This is a genomic window from Psychromonas sp. MME1, from assembly GCF_041080865.1.
In the GTDB taxonomy this organism is placed as follows: Bacteria; Pseudomonadota; Gammaproteobacteria; order Enterobacterales; family Psychromonadaceae; genus Psychromonas.
In genome coordinates this window covers 2,963,102-2,986,283 of the sequence record NZ_CP160906.1, presented here as the reverse complement: position 1 = coordinate 2,986,283, position 23,182 = coordinate 2,963,102, and the positions used below count along the sequence as shown (strand labels likewise).

The 23,182-nt window shown below is 39.5% G+C and carries 24 protein-coding genes and 1 pseudogene; 16 read left to right on the top strand and 9 right to left on the bottom strand.

Annotated features, from left to right (window positions below):
- Window positions 1–2: 2 nt before the first annotated feature.
- Genes trkA through def form a run of 4 tightly spaced genes read right to left on the bottom strand, consistent with a single transcriptional unit; the run spans window position 3 to window position 4,239 of the window.
- Window positions 3–1,379, bottom strand: a complete 1,377-nt coding sequence (gene trkA, locus AB2N10_RS13780; protein ID WP_354622934.1) for a Trk system potassium transporter TrkA — start codon at window positions 1,377–1,379, stop codon at window positions 3–5.
- A 38-nt stretch (window positions 1,380–1,417) separates the two neighbouring features.
- Complete coding sequence (gene rsmB, locus AB2N10_RS13775) at window positions 1,418–2,722, bottom strand: 16S rRNA (cytosine(967)-C(5))-methyltransferase RsmB (RefSeq protein WP_354622933.1); 1,305 nt, start codon at window positions 2,720–2,722, stop codon at window positions 1,418–1,420.
- A 5-nt stretch (window positions 2,723–2,727) separates the two neighbouring features.
- The gene (fmt, locus tag AB2N10_RS13770) at window positions 2,728–3,687 is read right to left on the bottom strand and encodes a methionyl-tRNA formyltransferase (RefSeq protein WP_354622932.1); all 960 of its coding nucleotides are present in this window, start codon (window positions 3,685–3,687) and stop codon (window positions 2,728–2,730) included.
- Between the two features lie 39 nt (window positions 3,688–3,726).
- Complete coding sequence (gene def / locus AB2N10_RS13765) at window positions 3,727–4,239, bottom strand: peptide deformylase (protein WP_354622931.1); 513 nt, start codon at window positions 4,237–4,239, stop codon at window positions 3,727–3,729.
- A 110-nt stretch (window positions 4,240–4,349) separates the two neighbouring features.
- On the opposite strand from def, the gene AB2N10_RS13760 reads away from it, so the two are divergent.
- The 14 genes and pseudogenes from AB2N10_RS13760 to coaA all read left to right on the top strand — a co-directional run bounded on the left by AB2N10_RS13760 (window position 4,350) and on the right by coaA (window position 16,492).
- On the top strand, window positions 4,350–5,432 hold the full coding sequence (locus AB2N10_RS13760; RefSeq protein ID WP_354622930.1) for a LysM peptidoglycan-binding domain-containing protein: 1,083 nt from the start codon (window positions 4,350–4,352) through the stop codon (window positions 5,430–5,432).
- A gap of 49 nt (window positions 5,433–5,481) precedes the next feature.
- Window positions 5,482–6,606, top strand: a complete 1,125-nt coding sequence (dprA, locus tag AB2N10_RS13755; RefSeq protein WP_354622929.1) for a DNA-processing protein DprA — start codon at window positions 5,482–5,484, stop codon at window positions 6,604–6,606.
- Window positions 6,607–6,640: 34 nt separating this feature from the next.
- Entirely contained in the window at window positions 6,641–7,114 is a 474-nt protein-coding gene (locus AB2N10_RS13750; protein WP_354622928.1) for a DUF494 domain-containing protein, read from the top strand.
- Entirely contained in the window at window positions 7,115–7,678 is a 564-nt protein-coding gene (locus tag AB2N10_RS13745) for a topoisomerase DNA-binding C4 zinc finger domain-containing protein (protein ID WP_354622927.1), read from the top strand.
- 56 nt (window positions 7,679–7,734) lie between these two features.
- Window positions 7,735–8,244 (top strand): 5-(carboxyamino)imidazole ribonucleotide mutase, encoded by a 510-nt coding sequence (gene purE / locus AB2N10_RS13740; protein WP_354622926.1) that lies wholly within the window; start codon window positions 7,735–7,737, stop codon window positions 8,242–8,244.
- Between the two features lie 13 nt (window positions 8,245–8,257).
- Window positions 8,258–8,821, top strand: coding sequence for a Sua5/YciO/YrdC/YwlC family protein (locus tag AB2N10_RS13735; protein WP_354622925.1), 564 nt, complete (start codon window positions 8,258–8,260; stop codon window positions 8,819–8,821).
- Window positions 8,822–8,908: 87 nt separating this feature from the next.
- Window positions 8,909–9,727 (top strand): shikimate dehydrogenase, encoded by an 819-nt coding sequence (aroE, locus tag AB2N10_RS13730; protein ID WP_369433972.1) that lies wholly within the window; start codon window positions 8,909–8,911, stop codon window positions 9,725–9,727.
- Window positions 9,728–9,747: 20 nt separating this feature from the next.
- On the top strand, window positions 9,748–10,011 hold the full coding sequence (locus AB2N10_RS13725) for a YihD family protein (RefSeq protein ID WP_354622924.1): 264 nt from the start codon (window positions 9,748–9,750) through the stop codon (window positions 10,009–10,011).
- A 124-nt stretch (window positions 10,012–10,135) separates the two neighbouring features.
- Window positions 10,136–11,407 (top strand): hypothetical protein, encoded by a 1,272-nt coding sequence (locus tag AB2N10_RS13720; protein WP_354622923.1) that lies wholly within the window; start codon window positions 10,136–10,138, stop codon window positions 11,405–11,407.
- A gap of 107 nt (window positions 11,408–11,514) precedes the next feature.
- Window positions 11,515–12,915, top strand: a complete 1,401-nt coding sequence (gene ccoG / locus AB2N10_RS13715) for a cytochrome c oxidase accessory protein CcoG (RefSeq protein ID WP_354622922.1) — start codon at window positions 11,515–11,517, stop codon at window positions 12,913–12,915.
- A 58-nt stretch (window positions 12,916–12,973) separates the two neighbouring features.
- On the top strand, window positions 12,974–13,966 hold the full coding sequence (locus AB2N10_RS13710) for a serine/threonine protein kinase (protein WP_354622921.1): 993 nt from the start codon (window positions 12,974–12,976) through the stop codon (window positions 13,964–13,966).
- Window positions 13,967–14,180: 214 nt separating this feature from the next.
- The gene (locus AB2N10_RS13705) at window positions 14,181–14,789 is read left to right on the top strand and encodes a thiol:disulfide interchange protein DsbA/DsbL (protein WP_354622920.1); all 609 of its coding nucleotides are present in this window, start codon (window positions 14,181–14,183) and stop codon (window positions 14,787–14,789) included.
- A gap of 101 nt (window positions 14,790–14,890) precedes the next feature.
- Window positions 14,891–15,544, top strand: a complete 654-nt coding sequence (locus tag AB2N10_RS13700) for a uridine kinase (RefSeq protein ID WP_354623464.1) — start codon at window positions 14,891–14,893, stop codon at window positions 15,542–15,544.
- A pseudogene (coaA, locus tag AB2N10_RS13695) lies at window positions 15,531–16,492 on the top strand (type I pantothenate kinase). The gene AB2N10_RS13700 and the pseudogene coaA overlap by 14 nt, the downstream one beginning before the upstream one ends.
- 43 nt (window positions 16,493–16,535) lie before the next feature.
- Here the strand turns inward: coaA and glpX are convergent.
- The 5 genes from glpX to AB2N10_RS13670 form a co-directional block, all read right to left on the bottom strand.
- Window positions 16,536–17,546 carry a class II fructose-bisphosphatase gene (gene glpX / locus AB2N10_RS13690; protein ID WP_354622918.1) on the bottom strand — a complete coding sequence of 337 codons (1,011 nt, stop codon included), beginning with the start codon at window positions 17,544–17,546 and terminating at the stop codon, window positions 16,536–16,538.
- Window positions 17,547–17,719: 173 nt separating this feature from the next.
- Window positions 17,720–18,937, bottom strand: a complete 1,218-nt coding sequence (locus AB2N10_RS13685) for an aspartate aminotransferase family protein (RefSeq protein WP_354622917.1) — start codon at window positions 18,935–18,937, stop codon at window positions 17,720–17,722.
- 71 nt (window positions 18,938–19,008) lie between these two features.
- Complete coding sequence (locus AB2N10_RS13680) at window positions 19,009–19,593, bottom strand: aminodeoxychorismate/anthranilate synthase component II (protein ID WP_354622916.1); 585 nt, start codon at window positions 19,591–19,593, stop codon at window positions 19,009–19,011.
- Between the two features lie 122 nt (window positions 19,594–19,715).
- Window positions 19,716–20,612, bottom strand: a complete 897-nt coding sequence (locus AB2N10_RS13675; protein WP_354622915.1) for a LysR family transcriptional regulator — start codon at window positions 20,610–20,612, stop codon at window positions 19,716–19,718.
- 233 nt (window positions 20,613–20,845) lie between these two features.
- The gene (locus AB2N10_RS13670; protein WP_354622913.1) at window positions 20,846–21,421 is read right to left on the bottom strand and encodes a TetR/AcrR family transcriptional regulator; all 576 of its coding nucleotides are present in this window, start codon (window positions 21,419–21,421) and stop codon (window positions 20,846–20,848) included.
- A gap of 148 nt (window positions 21,422–21,569) precedes the next feature.
- Between AB2N10_RS13670 and AB2N10_RS13665 the strand changes: the two genes are divergently transcribed.
- Window positions 21,570–22,214 carry a peroxiredoxin-like family protein gene (locus AB2N10_RS13665; RefSeq protein WP_354622912.1) on the top strand — a complete coding sequence of 215 codons (645 nt, stop codon included), beginning with the start codon at window positions 21,570–21,572 and terminating at the stop codon, window positions 22,212–22,214.
- A gap of 455 nt (window positions 22,215–22,669) precedes the next feature.
- Window positions 22,670–23,134 carry a nuclear transport factor 2 family protein gene (locus AB2N10_RS13660; RefSeq protein ID WP_354622910.1) on the top strand — a complete coding sequence of 155 codons (465 nt, stop codon included), beginning with the start codon at window positions 22,670–22,672 and terminating at the stop codon, window positions 23,132–23,134.
- Window positions 23,135–23,182 lie beyond the last annotated feature (48 nt).

The following is a 23,182-nucleotide window of genomic DNA, read 5'->3' as shown; positions in this document are numbered from 1 at the left end:
ATTTAGAGGAAAAACGGACTAGGTTGGAATAGTTTTTCGATGTCACTAATGTATTTTTTATTAGCTAAAAAAAGGATTACATGATCATCGCTTTCGACTATGGTTTTGTTATGTGCAATCAGAACGTTATTATCTCTAACAATGGCACCAATCGTCGTTCCCCGTGGTAGTTTAAGTTGTGACAGCGCTTTACCAACTACTTTAGATGTCATGTTATCTCCTCGGGCAACAATCTCAATCGCCTCAGCCTGCCCCTCTTTTAAAGAGTAAACATGTTTTAAATCCGCTTTTCTGACATGAGTTAATAGTGCAGAAAGAGTTGCTTGCTGTGGCGATATTGCAATATCAAGCACACCACCTTGTACTAATTCAACATAGGCAGCACGCTGAATTAATACCATTGCTTTTCGTGCCCCCATACGTTTTGCCAACATTGCAGACATAATATTAGCCTCATCGTCATTAGAAACACTAATGAAAAGGTCGATCTGCTCAATATGCTCTTCGGCGAGTAACTCTTGGTCTGAAGAATCGCCACAAAAAACGATCGTATTAGAGAGTGTTTCAGATAGGTATTCTGCACGTTTTAAATTTTTCTCAATTAACTTAACTGAGTTTTCTTTTTCAAGGCGTATAGCCAATCTTTCGCCAATATAACCACCACCCATAATCATAATACGTTTATAGGGCTGCTCTAACTTTTGCATTTCACTCATGATGGCACGAATATGCTGGCTAGCGGTGATAAAGAACACCTCGTCATCAGCCTCAATGATCGTCGTCCCCTGTGGTCTAATTGCAGTTCCACGTCTGAAAATGGCAGCAACTCGCGCCTCTATATTGGGCATGTGCTCTTTCAGGGTGGATATTGCATTACCCACCAAAGATCCACCATAGTACGCTTTAATAGCCACCAACCCGACTTTACCATCGGCAAAATTAGCAACCTGCAATGCGCCAGGATGCTCAATCAACTGCATAATGTAGTCACTTACTAACTTTTCTGGGGCGATAATATGGTCAATCGGAAAAGCATCGCTATTAAACAGCTCCTTTTCGTGCATGACAACACTCTGTGAGCGAATGCGGGCTATTTTTTTAGGTACATTAAAGAGCGTAAACGCTATTTGACAAGCAACCATATTAACTTCATCGGAATTGGTGACCGCAATTAACATATCTGCATCATCGGCACCAGCTTCACTTAAAATAGTGGGGCTAGATGCACTACCTTGCACGACGCGAAGATCAAAACGATCCTGTAAATCCTGTAAGCGTTCGGACGATTCATCAATCACGGTTATATCGTTATTTTCACCAACGAGATTTTCTGCCAGTGATGCACCGACTTGACCTGCACCTAAAATAATAATTTTCATCTATCACCACTATTCCTATGTGATTGTACAACTAATCGTTATAACGATTTTTGTAATTTAGCATAATAAAAGCCATCCATACCTGCTTCATTTGGCAATAATTGACGCTCAGTTTGTCCGTTATTATATTGCTGCGAAAGCGCAATTGCTGTTGCATCACTGCGACTTTCTAAAAATTCTTTAATTTGTAACGCATTTTCATCGGGTAAAATAGAGCAGGTTGCATAAAGTAAAATACCACCCGGTTTCAATTTTTCCCACAGCGCATGTAATATTTGCCTTTGTAATGAAACCAATTCAGCGATATCACTATCTCGACGTAGCCAACGAATATCTGGATGGCGACGAATCACCCCTGTTGCACTACAGGGAGCATCACAAAGAATGCGATCAAATAACTCACCTTTCCACCAATTATCGGGTTGCGAGGCATCACCATGAATAACCGTTGCAGATAAATTAAGACGTTGTAGGTTTTCATCTACCCTTAATAAACGTTTTTCATCGGCATCAACGGCAACCATTTGTTTAATACCAGCTTGCAATTCTAGCATATGTACCGTTTTACCACCTGGTGCGGCGCAGGCATCGAGGATCAAATCTCCCGCTTGAGCATCCAAATAGTGTGCCGCCAATTGTGCAGCACCATCTTGTACAGAGACCCAACCATTTTCAAATCCAGGAAGCTTATATACGTCGGTCGCTTTAATTAAACGTAATGCATTGTTATTTTCCGCATCCTCGGCAGGACTGTTTTCTAATTCAGCCTCATTCAATAATATTTGGTACGCTTCTCGCGTATGGTGGCGACCATTAACACGTAACCACATCGGCGCTTGCTGATTGTTATTATTCATTATGTCGGCGGCAACTTCATTGCCATAAGCATTTTGCAACCGCTTCACCAACCAACTTGGATGACAATAAATGAGTGCTTCTTGTTGATCTGCTTTGGCAATTAAATCAGCTTGTTCGCGTAAAAAACTGCGTAAAACACCATTTACCACCCCTTTTAATGCGGGTTGTTTTAGTGCTTTAGCACCATTAACCGTTTCACCAACCGCTGCATGGCTTGGAATGCGTGTATAAAGGAGCTGATAAAGACCAACGAGAATCAAAAAATGCAGTGGACGCTGCTTACCTTTTAAGCTCTTATTCATTAATGAACGACAGAAGAAGTCTAGTCGAGGTAAAGTGCGCAAAACCCCATAACAGATCATTTGCAGCAGGGCTTTATCCTTAGCAGAGAGATCCTGTTGCACGGCAGGTAATGCTTGAGATAATGAGACGCCCTGTTCAACGACTTGGTTTAACACTTTGGCAGCAAGCGCTCTAATATTCATTTAACTTAATCCTGCTGTTGATGTAAATTCGTACCCAACGCAAATAACTCACGGCGAGAATTTAAAATATCTTGTACTGGCATCGCTTTTTTACCAGCAAGCTGAATAACCTCTAGGTTCAAGACTCCCTTCCCCGTCACAACTTGGATACCCTTTTTATCAGCAGCAATGATTGTCCCAACAGCCTTATCACTAAGCTGATTAATGCAACTCGCTCGATGCACTTTAATGGCTTGCCCTGAAAGCATAAAATAACTCATTGGCCAAGGATTAAAGGCACGAATAGAGCGTTCAATAAAAGCACCATCACAGGACCAATCGATTAGCGCTTCATCCTTAGATAATTTTTTTGCATAGTTGGCAAACTGCTCATCTTGCACTTGTGCTGTTAGCTGCCCCTGAACTAATTGCTTGATCGTATCAACTAAGAGTAAAGGCGCCTGTTCAGCGAGCTTCTCATAAAGAGACGCACTCGTTTCAACCGCACCGATAGTGCAACTCACTTTACTGAGCATATCCCCCGTATCGAGCCCCTCATTCATCTGCATGATAGTGACGCCCGTTTCAGCATCACCAGCCCAAATCGCACGCTGTATAGGTGCTGCGCCACGCCAGCGAGGCAGCAATGAACCATGCACATTAAGGCAGCCTAAACGCGGCGTTTCTAAAACAACCTTTGGCAGAATCAGACCATAAGCAACGACGACCATGATATCCGCATTTAAAGCGCGTAGTTGTTCAACGCTTGCAGCCTCTTTAAAATTATCAGGTTGATAGACGGTAATATTGTTCGCCACAGCAAGCTCTTTGACTGCACTGGCGGTTAATTTTTTACCTCGCCCAGCAGGACGATCTGGTTGCGTATAAACCGCAACAACATCAAACTCTGACTCAAGTAGTAATGCATGCAAATGCTTTGCAGCAAAATCAGGCGTGCCAGCAAAAACGATCTTTAATTTATCCACGGTTAACCTTATCGATATAATAAATTGAGGTGTTAAAATTTATGCAAATTTTTCATTTTGATGTTTTAACTTTTCAAGTTTTGTTTTGATTCGCTTTTGCTTAAAGGGCGACAGATAATCAATAAACAATTTACCGCTAAGGTGATCCAGCTCATGTTGAATACAAATAGCTAATAGACCATCGGCTTGTAATGTTTGCATTTCGCCGTCAAGATTTAAGTACTCAACCGTCACAAACTCAGCTCGTTTAACTTCTGCGTTGATATCAGGAACAGAAAGGCACCCTTCCTGTGAACCTTCTTCACCGGATTTATCAATAATAATCGGGTTGATTAACACCATTGGTGTGTCACGTGTTTCAGAAACGTCAATAACAACAATGCATTGATGTATGTTAACTTGTGTGGCCGCAAGACCGACTCCGTTCTCTTCATACATCGTTTCAAGCATATCTGTAGCTATTTTTTTATGCTCAGGTGTGATCTGAGCTACAGCTTTTGCCACAGTTCTTAATCGTTTATCAGGAAAATGTAATACGTCTAGTAAAGCCATGATATTATAATGCTCTATAGGTTAATGTTTAAATTTATATTTATTAATAGTAATTCTAGTCATTTCCTAAGGCAAAAAACAGTTTTATTAATTACCAAACAGGGATTGTTATGAAATTAAAGCTAATTAGCTCACTCTTAATAGGTGCTGTGTTTTCGATGTCAGCTTTCGCTGACGTGTTAACGCTAAAGGAAGGACACCCAGAAACTTACACCGTTGAAAAGGGTGACACATTATGGGATATCTCCGCACATTTTTTAAATTCCCCCTGGTTATGGCCGCGATTATGGCAAGCCAATAACCAAATAGATAACCCTCATTTAATCTATCCGGGTGATGTGTTAACACTCATTTGGGTAAATGGTGAACCACAAATCACACGTAAACAATTGAAAAAATTATCACCGACTACTCGCATAGAAGAGAAAAGAGCCGCAATTCCAACCATACCTCTTGCCTCTATCTCTGCATTTTTATCAAGAGATCATGTGATAAATCCTGATTTAATAAAATCAGCTCCTCGTTTACTCGGCGATGCCATTGCCACGCCACGTTTTTTTGAAGGTGATGTTTTCTATGCACAGGGTCAGTATGACAAATATAAACTATACGGTGTGTACCGTATGGGTGAGGATTATATCGACCCTGAAACCGAGGAATTTCTAGGGACAGAACTCAATTACATTGGGCTTTCTCAGTCATCTAAAAATCCAAATGTAACCTCCACGAACGAAATGACGCCACTGGATTTCTTAAAAAGCTCTCGTGAAGCTCGCCAAGGGGATCTTATTTTACCCATTCCAGAGCATGATAGCTTACCTGCTTACTTTCAACCTAAGCCTGTTCCAATGACACTGAAAGGGCAAATACTTGCTGCTCTTAATAATTCAAGTGCCATTGGCAAATGGGATGTTGTCGTCATTAATAAAGGCAAGCGAGAAAATATAAAAATTGGCTCGATGTTCTCTATTTTGCAATCCGGGCCCAATGTTTTAGTCGATAAAAAAGCGATTGAGTATCAAGAAGACGCTAACGCCTTTGGGCAAATGGGTGCACCAGATTTGGTTATCCCTGCTGAACGCGTTGGCGAACTGATGGTGTTTAAAGTATATGAAAAAGTGAGTATTGCTTTAATCATGCGCAGTACTGACATCATGGGCGCAAAATATAAAATACAAGGGCTAGAGTTTTAATTTAACCATGAGCCAGTTAATGACTGGCTCATTTGCTTAAACTGTGGAGATGGCCATCGACTTATTTCATAAAACCGATAATACCTTAGATAATGAACAAGAAATAACACGCTGGCTGATTTTAGATGCAGTACCAGGCCTCCCTAAACGCACCCTCTTAAAATTACTTTCACGACACTCCATCGGTGAACTATTACAACTTAATCGCGCGACATTACAGAGCTATAAACTACAAGATACAGAGATCAACGCCTTATTAAATCCAGACATGAAACGCATTGATGAGAGTTTACACTGGCTAAGCAACAACTCAGATAGACACATTATCAGCCTTAATAGCAATGACTATCCTGAGCAATTAAAAGAGATTAACAATCCCCCATTATTACTCTATTTACAAGGCGATATTACACTCCTAAAAGAACCACAAATCGCACTGGTTGGCAGTCGTAAATGCACCCCCTATGGGCAACAAAAAGCTTACCAATTTGGTGCAGATTTAAGCCGTTGCGGCTTTACAATAACCAGTGGGTTGGCACTCGGCGTCGATGGTTTTGCACACCAAGGTGCATTGAGTCAACAGGGTAAAACCATTGCAGTATTGGGAACGGGATTAGATAACATTTATCCCAAACGACATATAAAACTTGCCAAAGAAATCATTGATAAAGGATTACTTGTTTCGGAATTTTGGCCAACGGCCGCCGCTTTTCCAAGTAATTTTCCACGGCGTAACCGAATCATCTCAGGATTAAGCCTTGGCACATTTGTCATTGAAGCTTCGCTGCGTAGCGGATCGCTTATTACCGCTCGTTATGCGCTAGAACAAAATAGAGATGTTTATGCTCTACCGGGTTCAATAGACAATCCAGAAGCGTCTGGTTGCCATCACCTAATTCAGCAGGGGGCAAAATTAGTGATTAATTGTGAAGATATCTGTAATGAATACAAAGAATGTTTAACGCTGATCCCCTCTTCTTCCAACTCCTCCACGACATCTCAGAAAGCAGCACATCCATTATTAAAACATATTGATTTCCATATCACGCCACTCGAACAAATCATGCATCGAAGTGGATTAGATATAATTAGCTTACAAAATCAGTTAATAGAACTTGAGATAACTGGTAGTATTACCGTTACAGCAGAAGGCTACATCAAGTTACAAAGCTGAAATAATATAGAATTATTAAATTTTAAGGCGAATTATGTTTGAAATTATAGTTTATCTTTTTGAAAGTTATATACAAATTGATCAAAGCATTGAGATCAACGCCCAAGAGATCACCGATGAATTATTGGAAGAAGGCTTTCAAAAAAATGACATCGTTAAAGCTTTAGCTTGGTTAGACAACCTCACCCATTTACATGAAAAAAATCCACAAAGTAAAACTCAACTAGCCAAAGAGACATCGCATCGAGTCTATAGTGCTATTGAACAGCAGAAATTATCACATGAGGTTCAGGGCTACATCTCTTACCTTGAGCAAGCAGATATATTAAATACACATACGCGTGAAGTTGTTATAGATTGTGCCATGTCATTAGATATCAACACATTACAACTGGATGACCTAAAATGGTTAACCTTAATGGTGTTATATAATGACCCCAATAATGAAGATGCTTTTTTGCAACTTGAATCAATGCTCATTGATTTTGAAGATGGATTAATCCATTAAATGAGTGATAATCCAAGCGTCTTGCCAACTCACCACCAACATATTGCAGAAAAGTGCCCGCAATGTGGCGAGCCATTGCAAATTCGTAATGGAAAACAAGGCCCATTTTTTGGCTGTTCAAGCTATCCGAAATGTTCATATCTACGCCCATTGCACGAAAAGAGTGAGATAAAAAAAGTGCTTAGTGGCACACGCTGCCCCTTGTGCAATCAAGAGTTAGTCCTAAAACAAGGGCGCTATGGCCTATTTATCGGCTGTAGCTCTTACCCTGAGTGCTTATATACAACACAATTATCAGAAAGTAATGAAAAAGCAGAAACAGAAAACAATGTTACCTGTCCTTCATGTAAAAAAGGTCATTTAATCCAACGTCATTCACGTTATGGAAAAACCTTTTACGCCTGTGATAATTATCCTGCTTGCAAATATGCGCTAAATGACAAACCCGTTAATGAGTTCTGTCCTGATTGCCACTGGCCAATACTCGTTGAGCGCAAAACGGCCAGTACGTTCCGCATAATATGTCCAAAAAAAGGGTGTGGTTACCGCAGTAAGCCTATATAATTACCTCTCTTGTCGATACGCAATCAATTTGCTTAAATACTTTGTAAGGAATACATATGTCTAAACCATTTGTTGCTATTTTAATGGGATCTGATTCAGATCTGCCTGTTATGCAAAATACAATTAACATCCTAAAATCATTCTCTATTGGTTATGAAGTCAAAGTTACTTCAGCCCACCGTACCCCAGCGGCGACCCATGCTTACGTTACGGATGCTGAAGCGCGTGGTTGTAAAGTGTTTATCTGTGCAGCAGGACTTGCAGCTCACTTAGCCGGTGCAGTGGCAGGCATCACTACCCGCCCTATTATAGGCGTACCAGTAGATTGCGGCCCTCTACAAGGTCACGATGCCTTGCTTTCAACAGTGATGATGCCAGCGGGTGTGCCTGTTGCTACCGTCGCTATTGGTAGTGCTGGTGCTAAAAATGCAGCATACCTTGCGGCACAGATTCTTGCTGTTGCTGATGATGAATTAGCACTACGCGTTAAAGAAGATCGTGCAGAAAATGCCAAAGCAGTTATCGCTAAAGATGCCGCATTGCAACTTAAACTAGCAGAAATGTAAGCCTTCACTAATAATGATAGATCTTCAATTATCTAATGCCCTCCATGTTTTAAAAACAGAGGGCATTATTGCTTATCCGACGGAAGCTGTCTTTGGGCTCGGTTGCGATCCTGATAGTGATGCTGCAATTGAAAAAATACTCACTTTAAAGGATCGACCAGCACATAAGGGGTTGATATTAATCGCAGCAAACATCGACCAACTTACTAAATATGCAGATTTTTCCGCATTAAACGAACAACAACTACAACAGATCAAAGCGAGTTGGCCAGGCCCTGTAACTTGGGTCGTCCCTGCACAAAAATCGCTTTCTAAGCTAATAACAGGTGATTTTGATAGTGTTGCAGTGCGAGTGAGTGCACACCCTGTCGTACAAGATTTGTGCTTACAATTCAGCAAACCTATAATATCCACCAGCGCGAACTTATCAGGATGTGAGCCTTGTATTGATAGTGAACAGGTCAAATTGATGTTTAGTAATGCGCCACTTCTTTCTGCTGTAATTGATGCGCCAGTCTCAGGGTTATCCTCACCATCAAAAATATTTGATGCATTAACGGGTAAACAATTTCGTTAAAAACCAGTTAACAATCGATATTTCCCCTAAGCACATATAAATGATAAATTACTTCTATATATAAGTTGTTTCAACGTTGGAGTTTTCATGGATCAATACGCTGTTTTTGGCAACCCGATCAAACAAAGTAAATCGCCCTTTATACACACTCTTTTTGCACATCAAACCGCACAACAAATGCAATACAATGCGATTGAGCCTGCACTTGATAATTTTAAAACAACCTTAGATAATTTTTTCTCTAGCAATGGCAAGGGCTGTAATATAACTGCACCATTTAAAGAGCAAGCGTTCGCTTACGCACAACAACTGACCCCTCGCGCAACTTTAGCGGGTGCCGTTAATACTCTAAAATTGACCGATGACGGTATTATTATTGGGGATAATACCGATGGCGCTGGATTGGTCTTAGACCTTAAGAATAACCATGTCCCCCTAAAAGGCGCACGTATTTTATTACTCGGTGCAGGTGGTGCGGCTCGTGGTGTTTGTGGCCCTTTATTAGCTGAACAACCACAGCAATTAGTCATAGCCAATCGCACCCTTTCTAAAGCACAACTGTTGTCACAAATATTCACCTCCTTCGGCAATATTACAGCCAGTGAATTTAGTGAATTAAGTGGTGATTTTGACTTAATAATCAATTCAACATCAGCCAGTTTACAGGGACAAATTGTCCCTATATCAGCGAATTTAGTCCGCCCAGAAACTGTTTTTTACGATATGATGTATAGCGCACAATTAACCCCTTTTAATAATTGGGCAAAACAGAATGGTGCTCGGTTAGTGATTGATGGGCTCGGTATGTTAGTCGGTCAGGCGGCAGAAAGTTTTGCAATGTGGCGAGCAATAAAACCTGGCGCCAAACAAGTATTAAATGAATTACGTCATAATTTATCAAACTAAAGATCGTTGAGGATGCAATAATGGATAACCATAGAATTAATGAAATATTAGAATTATTAAAACCATACTGGTTAAAAAACAAAGAATTAAGCCTACTAGAGATATTAGCCTTAATATCCAAACAATCTGGATTTGATAAGCCATTAACGGAATTAACGGATGAGGTGATCATATATCATTTGAAAATGGATCAAACAGCTAAAGATGAAATGATCCCAGGTATCGCGAAAGATTGTGAAGACGATTTTCAAACCGCACTATTAAAGGCAAGAGGGCTCCTATAAAAGGACGATTATTAGCGTAATAATGCCATTATCTTAACCTATAATATTTTTATATTGCAACTATCAGTACCGATCGTGCAATTATAAATTTAAAGTTAATGGCTTGTAATATAAAGGAATACTCATGGATTTGTTAACGCTGGCGCGGCCCTTTTATTACCTCGCTATCAGCACATTATTAGTAAGCTGTAATAGTTCATCAAAGCCTAATAACAATGCCGATAATTTAGACCATATTTATACTTATCAACAACCGCTGCCTGACGAACAAGTCGATCCCGCTTCCTGTGTGAACTATTCACGTACCTGCACCATTGCTGAACTTCCATTTATTGCGCTGAGTTATCCCACTCCAACTATTAACGATATTATGTCACGCGTAGTTGTATCCCACGATTGGATGGGGGCGCGATTTGAAACTTTATTGACACAATTACCACCAGAAATAATCACCTTATTGGGTTCCGTCACCGCGATTGTCATAGCAGACAATATCCGTCCTTCTTTTTATTGGACTGGTAGCGCAGCAATCTATATCGACCCCTATGATTTATGGCTAAGTAATGAAGAAAAAAAGACCATTTCACAACAAGGAGATTATCGCAGTAACTACGGTGAAAACTTATCCTATTATTTTTTTCATCGCTTCATCAAAGACAATCAATACGCCTACACGACCATTCCTTTAGACAGCCCAAGTGAGCGCACAATTGACGATATCATCTTTCCGATGGCCAGTTTACTATTTCATGAATTAGCGCATGCTAATGATTACATGCCACAAAATTTACTCCCTTACATTGATATTAAGCAAACCACTAATACAGTAATTAATAACCTTGCTTCTCAACGAGTAAACATATTATTAGCTAATGCCTATCCTCTACAAAATGAAGAACTTAACGCCCACGCAAAAATTATGTATAGAGGTAATAAGCCCAACGAACAACAGCAGCAGGATAGTGCTGAGTATCTCGGCGAATTAATGCAGCAAGAAGGGGCAAATCATCTTTATGCTTATTCTACTAAAGCAGAAGATGTCGCGATGTTATTTCAAGCAACCATGTTGAAAAAAATATTCGACATAGATATGGATAGTGCCTTTGTTGTAAAACCCGAAGGAGCTAACTTAACTTGTGCTGATTATCTGATTGCTTGGGGAGTCCGTAATCGAATTGCTGATGAAATAACTCAACCTAGAGCACTTTTCGTTGCACAGAACATACTACCCAACAGTGATTTTTCTACATTCTTCGATAATTTAGAAAATCCAGCCACCTTCCCAGTATTAACAGATTGGTGTAGCACAAACTTAAACACAATGAGTAAAAAAAGTTATCAAAATAAAAGCGCAATATTAATAGAGAGCCATCTGCATGGGATCACCATCTACTAAGACTGTAACATGCATAATATTCACAACTTTTAATTAATTAAGTTGCAATGCAATAATGTTTAGTGAATTCTCTTTTTATAATTAAAATTCATTATAGGTAATGATAAATGACACAACCTATTAAAATTAAAGAAATCAAAAGTTCGCAAACAACCAGTGTGGATCGCTTTAATCCGAGTAAACGCATTTATGTTCGCGCCACTTATGGATTTTTTCAACGCCTACGTCGTTATACTGGTTGGGGATTAATACTACTCTTTCTCGCATTACCCATTATGCGTTGGAATGGTAATCAAGCCGTTTTACTCGATGTAACTAAACAGCAGTTTCATATTTTTGGCTTAACGCTTTTTCCACAGGATTTAACCATTCTCGCTTGGATTTTTATTATCGCCGCCTTTGCGCTGTTCTTTTTTACTACCTATTTAGGCCGCGTTTGGTGTGGCTATACCTGTCCACAGACCGTTTGGACCTTTATTTTTATTTGGTTTGAAGAACGCTTTGAAGGATCTGCCAATAAACGTAAGCGTTTAGATCAAACGCCTTGGGATTTTAATAAAATATGGCGTAAAACAGCAAAGCACACCGGATGGATTATCGTCTCACTATTCACCGCGCTTGCATTTGCTTCCTACTTTCTGCCTGTAAATACACTTTACTATGATTTCTTTACCCTTAACGCGAGTGCAGCAACCGTCGGTACTATCCTATTTTTTACCTTGATCACCTATGTTAATGCCGGGTGGATGCGATCAATTGTGTGCACACATATGTGCCCTTACGCCCGTTTTCAATCGGCAATGTTTGATAAAAACACCTACATCGTTGGCTACGATAGCAAACGTGGTGAGCAACGAGGCCCGCGCCGCCGTAAAGACAACCCGCAAGCACTAGGGCTTGGTGATTGTGTCGATTGCGACCTTTGTGTGCAAGTATGCCCAACAGGCATTGATATTCGCGAAGGGCTTCAGTACGAATGCATTAACTGTGGTGCTTGCGTCGATGCCTGCGATCAAACCATGGATAAAATGGGTTATCCACGCGGTTTAATCTCCTATACTTCTGAGCAAATTCTTGAGGGTAAAAAAGAGCATGTATTACGGCCTAAAATTATAGCCTACGGCTCTGTTTTACTTATTATGATTGCTGTCTTCATCATCAATATTGCTAACTTAAGTAGTTTTGAGCTAGAAGTTGTACGAGATAGAACGGCACTATCTCGAGAAAATAGCGAAGGATTAATCGAAAACACCTATACCCTGAAAATCGTCAATAAAACCATGCAAGCACAAACCTACCGCTTAACTTTTTCAGGGTTAGAAAATGCTAAATTGCTCGGGCCAACGGAAATTCATATACAATCGGGTGAAATCCTCACCCAACCAATAGCCATTGCCGTTGATCCCTATGGTATAAAAGCGAAAAAATTGATGGTTAGTCTCATATTAACCAGTGATAGTGGCGAAACAATTCAACAGGATAGCCCATTCTTTTTGGGGCTCCGTTAACATAACAGATCGACTCAATTCAAGGTGCCATTAGTGCACCTTTTCTTTAAGGTTAGCCATGACAAGCAAGCTATTTAGTTATCAATCTTTAACACCAGAAATACAACTTGATGCGTTAGCGAGTATCGGCATTTACCCCGAAACGGGGTTAGTCGCACTCAACTCCTACGAAAATAGGGTCTCTTTATTTACCGATGAGAATAAGATTCGTTATGTAGTAAAATTCTATCGACCACAGCGTTGGTCTGACCAACAGTTGCTCGAAGAACATCAATTTTGTCAGGAACTACAGCAACAAGGGTGTAATATTGCAGCACCAGTGGCCATTAACCAACAAACAGTCTTTCAATTTAAGCACTACTATTTTGCGCTATTCAAAAGCCTATCGGCACGGAGTCTGGATATTGAAAATATTGATCAGCTCTATGAGGTTGGCCGCACATTAGGAAAAGTCCATCGTATCGGTGCGCAAAAGGATTTTATCTATCGCCAGACTCTTACTATAGAAAACATGGTATCAACCCCGTTACTTGAATTGCGAACGAGTGAGCTGATCCCGAAATATTTACGGCAACCTTTATTCACTGCATTAGATTTACTCGCAGAGCGAATCAAAACATCCCTATCAAGCTATCAAGCTAAGCAGATTCGATTACACGGGGATTGCCACCCCAGTAATATTCTAATGAACAATGAGCAACCTTATTTGGTCGATTTTGATGATTGTAAAATGGGCCCAGCTATTCAAGATATCTGGATGTTATTACATGGCGATAGACAAGAGCAGCAATTACAGCTATCAATGCTGCTAGAAGGTTACCAAGAAGAGTTCGATTTTGATCCTAAAGAGCTGCGGTTGATCGAATCCTTACGCGGTATGCGTATTATAAATTATCTGTGTTGGATCAATAAACGCTGGACAGACCCAGCCTTTCCAGTTAGTTTTCCATGGTTTATAACTGAACAATATTGGAAAGAGTTGTTACAATCACTACAACAACAAATTTCATTGCTTGCACAGGAGCCTCTTTCTCTGCAGCCTGACTATTAATACCAATCAGAATAAATAGCTGATCTATTTTACTGGTTAAAATAACTTACTTTTTTGTTGTAAGTTTCGCAAATGGAACAACCATTTGCGTCAACTTACGCCTCAAATTAAGCCATTTTTCCTGCGCAAAATTTAGATCACATACTTAATCCGATTGGTATAATAAGTGAATATAATGTATATCGTATCCAGATAATTACTAAAGGAATAAATAATGAAACATATTTTTGCATTTTTTCTCGCTTTAATTTTACTACCGCTGACAGCACAGGCAGCGGAGTTCAAAGAAGGCACTCACTACGAAGTCATTAAACAAACGACGACAGAAAAGCCTGAAGTGATGGAATTTTTCTCTTTTTATTGCCCACACTGTTTTCAATTTGAACCATTAATAACGATGCTTAAAAAAGATTTGCCCGCTAACGTCGAAGTTAAAAAGAACCATGTTGATTTCCTTGGTAAAGAGATGGGGCCACTACTAACTCGTGCCTATGCAGCCGCAGAAATGCTTCAGGTCGAAGATAAAGTAGCAGAAATATTCTTTGATCAACTTCATACGCAACGTAAAGCGATCAATGGCGAAAATGATGTACTAAGTGCCTTTGAAAAAGCGGGTGTTTCTAAAGAAGAAGCAAAAGCGGCATTAGCAAGCTTCCCGGTTAGTGGACTCGCATCACAAATGAAACGCAATACGGAAGAGTTTCAAATCCGAGGCGTACCAACCGTTATTGTTAATGGTAAATACAAAGTCAATACTGGTTCTGTTAGAAGCAATGAGGAATTTATTGCTTTAGTTAGCTTCTTAACTAAAAAAACAGATTAATGTTGTTTATCCCCTAGGCCACAGTGGTGGCCTTTTTGTACAACCTTAGTTTTGTGGCATAATGGCAGCCTATTACATAAGGAGTCTGCCCCTTGAAAACCGTGTTTAATAACGCAGCACAAATAAAATCTGTTTTACGCGATCTACACAACAAAAAAGCCTCAAGCAAAGCGCAAATTATCGCGATTAGTGGTATTGAAGGCGGCGGCAAGCGCGCATTAACAGAAAAAATAGCACAAGCTCTGCGCCTTGAAGGTATTAATGTTGCCATCGTCCATGGTGATGATTGGGAAGCCGCTGAAAACATACGTTTTAATGTAATGAACAGCCCAGAAGAATATTATCTCAACGCCTATCGTTATGATGAGATGATTGAACAACTGATTTTGCCATTAAAGCTATTCTCTAGCGTAACAACATCTGTAACGCTTGACGATGTGAACCATCCTCGCACCGTTGAGTATGATTTTACTGATATTGAAATTGTCCTTATTGAAGGCGTTTACCTTCTACAGGAAGCTTATTTAGAACTCTATGATTATACCTGTTGGGTGGAAAGTGACTTTGATGCAGCCTTCACTCGGTTAGTAAATCAAGCCAATATAGAAGAATCCCAAGAAGCATTAGTCAATCTTTTCGAACAATTGATAAAACCTGCGAGCCAATATCATATTTACAGTGATGATCCGAAAGGCAATGCAGATTCAATTTACATAGAACAAGAAGCAGAGAAATCGACGAATGAGCTCAGCTAAGTCGCTAGACCAACTCGACAATCACAGTGCCTATCTGCATTTTCAACGTTCACAATGGGCAAACTTACGCGATAACGTCGAGCTCCCCCTCTCAGCGGAAGAAATATTACAGTTACAAGGGATTAATGAATCCTTATCGATGCAAGAAGTCATCGATATTTACCTGCCCCTTTCTCGTTTACTCAATCTTTATGTCGAAGCGCAACAATATCGTCATACGGTGCGCGATAAATTTTTAAATGCTGGCTATGATAGTGTTCCTTATATTATCGGTATAGCGGGGAGTGTTGCGGTTGGGAAAAGTACAACGGCACGTATATTACAAGCACTATTATCACGTTGGCCTGAACACCCCAAAGTAGCATTAGTCACCACAGATGGCTTTTTACGTCCGAATAAGTATCTCGTTACACGTAATATTATGCATAAAAAAGGCTTCCCAGAAAGCTTTGACATTAAGGCCTTGATTGAATTTGTTGCAGCAATAAAGTCTGGTCAGGATTCAATTACAGCCCCGATTTACTCACATTTGAGTTACGATATATTACCCAATAAAAAGGTCTGTATTGAAAAACCCGATATTGTTATTTTAGAGGGGTTAAACGTATTACAAAGTGCAATTAACTACCCCGAACATTCACATCGCGTTTTTGTCTCTGACTTTGTCGATTTTTCAATTTTTGTTGATGCTGACAGCAATCTACTTAAACAATGGTATATCCAGCGGTTCTAAAGTTAAGAGAAGGTGCTTTTACCGACCCAAAAGCTTATTTCCATAGTTATTCACAAATGTCGGAACAAGAAGCGATAGGGATTGCGAGCAAAATATGGGATGAAATCAATGGTATTAATCTTGATAAAAACATTCGTCCAACACGTGATAGAGCGAACTTGATACTCACCAAAGGAGCCGATCATCAAGTTGAAAGCGTCAAACTACGTAAATAAAAAAGGCACTTAAAAGTGCCTTTTTTGATCATGTGCCATTAGCTTAAAGAATTATCTCTTTTAATTTAGGATCTTTACGGTCTAAATAATGGGTTGAGCGAATACGGCGAACGGTTCGAGATTTACCGCGAACTAATAGTGTCTCAGTCGTCGCTAAACGACCCATTTTTTCAACTCCCTCAACTAAATCGCCTTTAGTGATCCCCGTTGCCGAAAAGATAACATTATCATTTTTAACTAAATCTTCTAATTTCAATACCTTATTAACTTCAATACCCACTGCTTTGCAGCGCTCAACCTCTTCTTTACCAATACGAATATTTTCTTCTGTAGGCCCCTTAACCATCGGTCTTGGGATTAAACGCGCTTGCATATTACCATCTAAGGCACGCACTACCGCAGCAGAAATAACGCCTTCAGGAGCGCCACCAATACAATACAATACATCAACCTGATTATCTGGCATACAGGCTAAAACAGAGATAGCGACATCGCCATCGGGAATAGCAAATACGCGTACACCTAATCCTTGCATATCTTTAATAATACGATCATGGCGAGGTTTTGCTAAGGTAGCAACGGTTAACTCAGTTAGCGATTTACCCAAAGCAAATGCGATTGATTTTAAATTTTGCTCTAAAGATAACTCCAAGTTAATCGCTTCTTTTGCATTTGGCCCAACAATGAGTTTTTCCATATACATATCGGGAGCACGTAAAAAGCTACCCTTTTCACCAACAGCTAATACAGCTAAGGCATTCGATTGTCCCATCGCCGTCATACGAGTGCCTTCAATAGGATCTACTGCTATATCAACAGCATCCCCTTTACCCGTTCCAACATGTTCGCCAATATAAAGCATTGGCGCTTCATCTATCTCACCTTCACCAATAACGATTTCACCATCAATATCAATTTGATTGAATATTAAACGCATAGCTTCTACCGCTGCGCCATCTGCTGTATTTTTATCGCCTCTTCCTAACCATTTATAAGCCGCTAAGGCTGCTGCCTCTGTTACTCGAGAAAATTCAATTGCTAATTCGCGTCTCATTTTTGAGCTCCCAATTCATAATACTGTATTTAAGTCAGGCGCTAATGACCTGCACTTATTTATTATCACCACCAGTCTTTAATAAGAGTTATTTTAGCATTATTAAAGGGGTGAATTATTCTTTTCTTACTCTACCCTAAGAGTATAAAGCCTATGCTGTAACATTGCTTTTTTTATTTATTTACAACAACCGCTTTTACCGCTTGCTTGAATTTAAGCAGCGCTTCTTTAATTTCATCATTACTTATATTCAATGCAGGAGCAAAACGGATCACATTCGCACCCGCAATCAGCACCAACAACCCATTTTCGGCACTCACGGTTAAAAATTCCTTAGCACGCCCTTGATAGGATTCATTCAATACCGCACCTATTAATAATCCCGCACCACGAATTTCCTGAAAAACGGAAAATTCATCATTAATTTCAGCTAATAGTTGGCGTATTAACACCCCTTTCTCTTTTACGCCTTGTAACATTTGTGGCGTATTAATTAATTCAAAGGCTTTGTTTGCTACCGCACAGGCCAATGGGTTACCACCAAAGGTGGTGCCATGAGTACCCGGTGTTAAGCTCTGCGCATACTTCGTTAAGGTCAACATTGCAGAGATAGGAAAGCCTGAACCTAATGATTTTGCCGAGGTTAATATATCTGGCGTTACCCCCAAGCCCATATAGGCAAATAACTCACCCGTACGCCCCATCCCCGTCTGCACTTCATCAAAAATCATTAAGGCATGGTATTTATCGCATAAATCACGTACCCCTTGCGCAAATTTCTTGTCGATGGGTAAAACCCCACCTTCCCCTTGTAAGGGTTCTAAAATAACCGCACAGGTTTTATCTGAAATAGCCTTTTCTAAAGCTGCTAAATCATTATATTGTAAATGTGTTATATCAGCTGGTTTGGGGCCAAAACCGTCGGAATAACTGGCTTGTCCACCAACAGTGACGGTGAAAAAAGTTCGCCCATGAAAGCCTTGATAGAAAGCAATAATTTCTGTTTTATCCGCGCAATAGTTATCACAAGCAAAGCGACGTGCCAGTTTTAATGCAGCCTCATTCGCTTCTGCGCCTGAATTTGCGAAAAACACTTTTTCAGCAAAGGTATTTTCGACTAAATTTTGTGCCAATGATAATGCAGGTTCATTGGTATAAATATTACTCACATGCCATATTTTTTTCGCTTGTTCAGTTAATGCACTAACCAATTCAGGGTGAGCATGTCCGAGCGCATTTACCGCGATACCGCTGGTTAAATCTAAGTATTCTTTATCCTCTTGATCCCAAACTCGAGAGCCTTCACCTCGTACAGGGATCATATTCAAAGGCGCATAATTGGGCACCATTACTTGATCGAAAAGTGCACGAGTGGTTTCTGTGTTTGACATAATGGAGCCTTTTAACTGTATAGGGATGAAAGATAAATAATCAACTGTTTATAGGCGTATAATATACGCACTTATTTTTTGAAACCAATACCCTGTTTAATAAAATTATTCAGTAACTGTAAACCTTGTTCAGACATGATGCTTTCAGGGTGAAATTGCACCCCCTCAAGAGCTAAATATTTATGACGAATAGCCATTATTTCATTGCTACCAATAACATGCGCTGAAACATCAAAACAGCTTGGTAAGGTACTAGGTTCAACAATTAAACTATGATAACGCGTTATATTTAAGGGTGAACTTAATCCAGTAAAGACCCCCTTTCCATCGTGGTTAATTAATGAATTTTTACCATGCATAACCTTCTGCGCACGCACGACTTGCGCACCAAACACTTGAGCAATACTTTGATGCCCTAAACAGACGCCTAGTAAAGGAATTTTCCCAGCAAAACGTTCTATAACAGGCAAAGAAATACCCGCTTCATTAGGGGTGCAAGGGCCCGGGGAGATGACAATGTGGTCGGGGTTTAAATCGGCAATTTCTTGGATACTAATTTGATCATTTCTTTTAACAATAACTTCTTGTTGTAATTCACCAAAGTATTGCACCAAGTTATATGTAAATGAATCGTAATTATCAATCATAAGTAGCATACAGGCATTACCTCATTGTTTTAATTGTAAATTTTATCACAGTGATGGTTACCATACCCGCATTCTACAAATAAAATTTTTATATTCAGTATATGAAAGCGACCTATTTAAAGTGGGTAAGTTTAAAATATTAACGACTTTTTCAAACGCGCAGCAGCTAAATCAATGAAAGTTCTTATCTTTGCATTCGTTCGACGACCTTCTATGTGTAAAATGCTTACGGGAAGAGGCTCACCTTCATAGCTTGTTAGTACATCTTGTAAAGTGCCGTTTGCCAGCTCTTGTGCAACTTGATAAGACATTAACCGAGTTATACCATAACCATCTAACGCAGCCTTTAATGCAGCCGCATTTTGATTGCAAGATAGACGAGGCTCTAACTTAACCGTCTCGATCACACCTTGATGTTGAAATTTCCACTCTGGCCTGCTTTCATAAGTCTCTGGATAAATAATATCATGGTCAGCAAGATCACTTGGGTGCATGGGAACACCTTTATGTATAAAATATCTAGGCGATGCACAAACAACTCTCCTTACCTGCCCCACTTGTGTAGCATAAAGACTTGAATCTTTTAGATAACCAATGCGGATTGCAACATCCAACTCCTCTTCTAATAAACTGGTAACACGGTCAAAAAAAACGGCCTTTACTCGTACATCGGGGTAAGTATCCAAGTACTCTTGTATTATTGGCATTATATATTTTTGGCCAAACAACACCGGTGCAGTAACCGTTAATGTTCCCGCTGGTTTTGAGTAAACGCCAGATGCAGCACACTCTGCCTCATTAAGGGATTCTAATATATTTTCTGCATCATGTAAAAAACGCAGACCTGGCGCGGTTAACCTAACAAGTCTTGTGGTGCGATTCAGAAGCTTAACACGTAACCTATCTTCCAAGGCAGCTACCGCCCTTGTTACTGCGGGCGCAGACATATTTAAAGTTAATGCCGCCTCAGAAAAACTCTGGCATTTAGCGACTTCTATAAAGACCTTTATTGATTGTAATTTATCCATTTACTTCACAACCCTTATCCGTTTAAAAATATGAAATACTTAATAATCGCATTATGATGACCATACTAAAGGCCATAAAATACAACCTTATCCCCCACGCAACTTATAGGAAAACCTGTAATTATATTATCTATTTAGGCAGAGAAAAAATGGATAATAGCAAGGTATCAAGTGGAGTAACTATTTATGCTAATTAACAAATATTAATGGATAGATAATTATAGGAGTTGGTATTAATAGCATTGATATTCATTACCCAGCCAAGGTAATAATCCCAGCAATAACTCCTCACTATTTTCCAATTGATTTTTTTGATAGCCATCAACCCTTAATCCAAAGATTACGATCATCAATTGCTTGGCATACAGCTTACTTTGCGCTGAAGTGAAAAAATGCATCAGCTGACACTTATAATTTTCTTCTATGCGCGCTAACTCAGTTGATACATAAGCAGAAACTTTCGGATTGTGCGCTGATAATTCAAGTTGGCTTTTAATTAAAAAACATCCGCAATAGGAGTCAGAGTTAGCACTCGTTTGCAACCCCTTTAAAATTTTCAACACCCCCTCAAGTACATCACTACTTTCACTGATAACTTGGTTGATATTATCAATCGTCTTTTCGGTATATCGACTCAAAGCTCGCTTATACAGAGCCTCTTTATTTCCAAACTCACGATAAAGGCTCCCTGGACGCAGAGTCGTCGCTTTAACCAATTGAGGTATAGTCGTGCCATAAAAACCATATCGCCAAAAAGTAGCTAGAGCCTGTTCTAGTACAATATCTGCATCAAATTTTTTATTCGCCATTACGTTAAACCTCTGAGTAATTTAGTGCTATTTAATACTATTTTGAACAACTATTCAAAATTAACTATTGACTCATGCATTTCAAGCCATTAGTATTTTGAATGATCGTTCAAAAACATTAATAACTTGATACCACTAAGGAGTTACTATGAGCTTGGAAAAACAACTAAACGAAATACGCACAGCATATGCTAAAAATATTCCGACTGAAAAGCTGCATATTATGTTAGCAGAAACAGAAAAATTGAAGGCTTCATCAGTAGCACAATACGCCCCAAAAGTTGGCGATCAATTTCCTAACTTCACACTAACAGATCAACTCGGTAATGCGGTAAGTTTGTCTGATAAATTATCTCAAGGGGCTGTAGTGCTAACCTTTTATCGAGGTGGCTGGTGCCCCTACTGCAACTTAGAGCTACGAGCATACCAACAAATATTGGATGAAATAAAAGCACGAGGAGCCAATCTATTGGCCATTACCCCTGAACTACCCGATGCATCACTTACAACAATAGAAAAAAACTCACTGAAATTTTCCGTATTATCCGATCCTAAATCGGCTTTTGCTAAAACACTGGATTTGGTATTTACTTTACCTGAATCACTAAGACCAATTTACAAAAGTTTTGGTATTGATCTGGAAGCACACAACGGCAATGGTGTGTTTGAACTACCACTCGCGGCAACTTACGTTATCGAAAAAACGGGTAAAGTCGTATTTGCTGATATAAATGCAGACTACACCCATCGAGCAGAACCTTTAGCAGCAATTAGCGCATTAGATAACGCATAATATATACCCATGTTACCTCAAGATGCCCTCCTAACTTTGTATGTTGAAGTAACATGGACATAGTCTTTATCCTTTTTTAGGAAAATAGAATATTAAAAGCCATTGATTACAGTGACTAACTCTTCTAATAGCAAAATAAATGCAAGCTAATTGTTGCCTAATATACTCCTATCGCACCGCTAAGTAAGCCGCTACTGCGCATGAATCGAAAAACTATCGAACATAATTTTATTTTGTCCGTGCCCCTGAAAAGATATCGGAATATTTTGCTATCCCAAATAACACTCTTATTTTTATTCCATAAAATGAAATAGTGTTTTCCTATTTTATGTAATTATTTCTCTTTGATAACAAACTAAAATTCCTATGTAGAATTACGAAATAGTAAATATTTATATCTCGTATATCAATGACCATGCATTACCACCCAAACATTGAAAAAAGAGGAATACACAATGTCAAGACCACCAATTCCACCTTTTAACCTAGAAACTGCCACTCAGAAAATTCGATTAGCAGAAGATGGCTGGAATAGCCGTGATCCTAAAAAGGTCGCATTAGCCTATACCGAAGATTGTCTTTGGCGTAATCGCGCCGAATTTATTCAGGGACGTGAAGAAATAGAGGCTTTGCTAACCCGAAAATGGACTCGAGAACTTGATTACCGCTTAATAAAAGAACTTTGGGCATTTACTGAAAATCGTATTGCCGTGCGATTTGCTTATGAATTCCATGATGATTCCGGACAATGGTTTAGAGCGTATGGCAATGAAAACTGGGAATTTGCAGAGGATGGCTTAATGCACCGTCGCATCGCCAGCATTAATGAACACCCTATCGCAAACAGTGAACGCTTACTTCACTGGGAAACCGAACATCGACCTAATAACCACCAAAGCCTAAGCGACTTGGGATTATAACCACTGAACTTTAGAAAACATTATATTTTAATAACTTAGCGAGAGGTT

Excerpts from the sequence above, each read along its gene's own strand:
- AB2N10_RS13710 (WP_354622921.1), top strand. The coding sequence starts at position 12,974 with ATGACAAGCAAGCTATTTAGTTATCAATCTTTAACACCAGAAATACAA.
- AB2N10_RS13680 (WP_354622916.1), bottom strand. The coding sequence starts at position 19,593 with ATGCTACTTATGATTGATAATTACGATTCATTTACATATAACTTGGTG.
- rsmB (WP_354622933.1), bottom strand. The coding sequence starts at position 2,722 with ATGAATATTAGAGCGCTTGCTGCCAAAGTGTTAAACCAAGTCGTTGAA.
- AB2N10_RS13735 (WP_354622925.1), top strand. The coding sequence starts at position 8,258 with ATGATAGATCTTCAATTATCTAATGCCCTCCATGTTTTAAAAACAGAG.
- AB2N10_RS13675 (WP_354622915.1), bottom strand. The coding sequence starts at position 20,612 with ATGGATAAATTACAATCAATAAAGGTCTTTATAGAAGTCGCTAAATGC.
- AB2N10_RS13750 (WP_354622928.1), top strand. The coding sequence starts at position 6,641 with ATGTTTGAAATTATAGTTTATCTTTTTGAAAGTTATATACAAATTGAT.
- ccoG (WP_354622922.1), top strand. The coding sequence starts at position 11,515 with ATGACACAACCTATTAAAATTAAAGAAATCAAAAGTTCGCAAACAACC.
- AB2N10_RS13725 (WP_354622924.1), top strand. The coding sequence starts at position 9,748 with ATGGATAACCATAGAATTAATGAAATATTAGAATTATTAAAACCATAC.
- purE (WP_354622926.1), top strand. The coding sequence starts at position 7,735 with ATGTCTAAACCATTTGTTGCTATTTTAATGGGATCTGATTCAGATCTG.
- AB2N10_RS13720 (WP_354622923.1), top strand. The coding sequence starts at position 10,136 with ATGGATTTGTTAACGCTGGCGCGGCCCTTTTATTACCTCGCTATCAGC.
- AB2N10_RS13760 (WP_354622930.1), top strand. The coding sequence starts at position 4,350 with ATGAAATTAAAGCTAATTAGCTCACTCTTAATAGGTGCTGTGTTTTCG.
- glpX (WP_354622918.1), bottom strand. The coding sequence starts at position 17,546 with ATGAGACGCGAATTAGCAATTGAATTTTCTCGAGTAACAGAGGCAGCA.
- AB2N10_RS13685 (WP_354622917.1), bottom strand. The coding sequence starts at position 18,937 with ATGTCAAACACAGAAACCACTCGTGCACTTTTCGATCAAGTAATGGTG.
- dprA (WP_354622929.1), top strand. The coding sequence starts at position 5,482 with ATGGCCATCGACTTATTTCATAAAACCGATAATACCTTAGATAATGAA.
- def (WP_354622931.1), bottom strand. The coding sequence starts at position 4,239 with ATGGCTTTACTAGACGTATTACATTTTCCTGATAAACGATTAAGAACT.
- AB2N10_RS13660 (WP_354622910.1), top strand. The coding sequence starts at position 22,670 with ATGTCAAGACCACCAATTCCACCTTTTAACCTAGAAACTGCCACTCAG.
- trkA (WP_354622934.1), bottom strand. The coding sequence starts at position 1,379 with ATGAAAATTATTATTTTAGGTGCAGGTCAAGTCGGTGCATCACTGGCA.
- AB2N10_RS13670 (WP_354622913.1), bottom strand. The coding sequence starts at position 21,421 with ATGGCGAATAAAAAATTTGATGCAGATATTGTACTAGAACAGGCTCTA.
- AB2N10_RS13665 (WP_354622912.1), top strand. The coding sequence starts at position 21,570 with ATGAGCTTGGAAAAACAACTAAACGAAATACGCACAGCATATGCTAAA.
- aroE (WP_369433972.1), top strand. The coding sequence starts at position 8,909 with ATGGATCAATACGCTGTTTTTGGCAACCCGATCAAACAAAGTAAATCG.
- AB2N10_RS13705 (WP_354622920.1), top strand. The coding sequence starts at position 14,181 with ATGAAACATATTTTTGCATTTTTTCTCGCTTTAATTTTACTACCGCTG.
- AB2N10_RS13745 (WP_354622927.1), top strand. The coding sequence starts at position 7,115 with ATGAGTGATAATCCAAGCGTCTTGCCAACTCACCACCAACATATTGCA.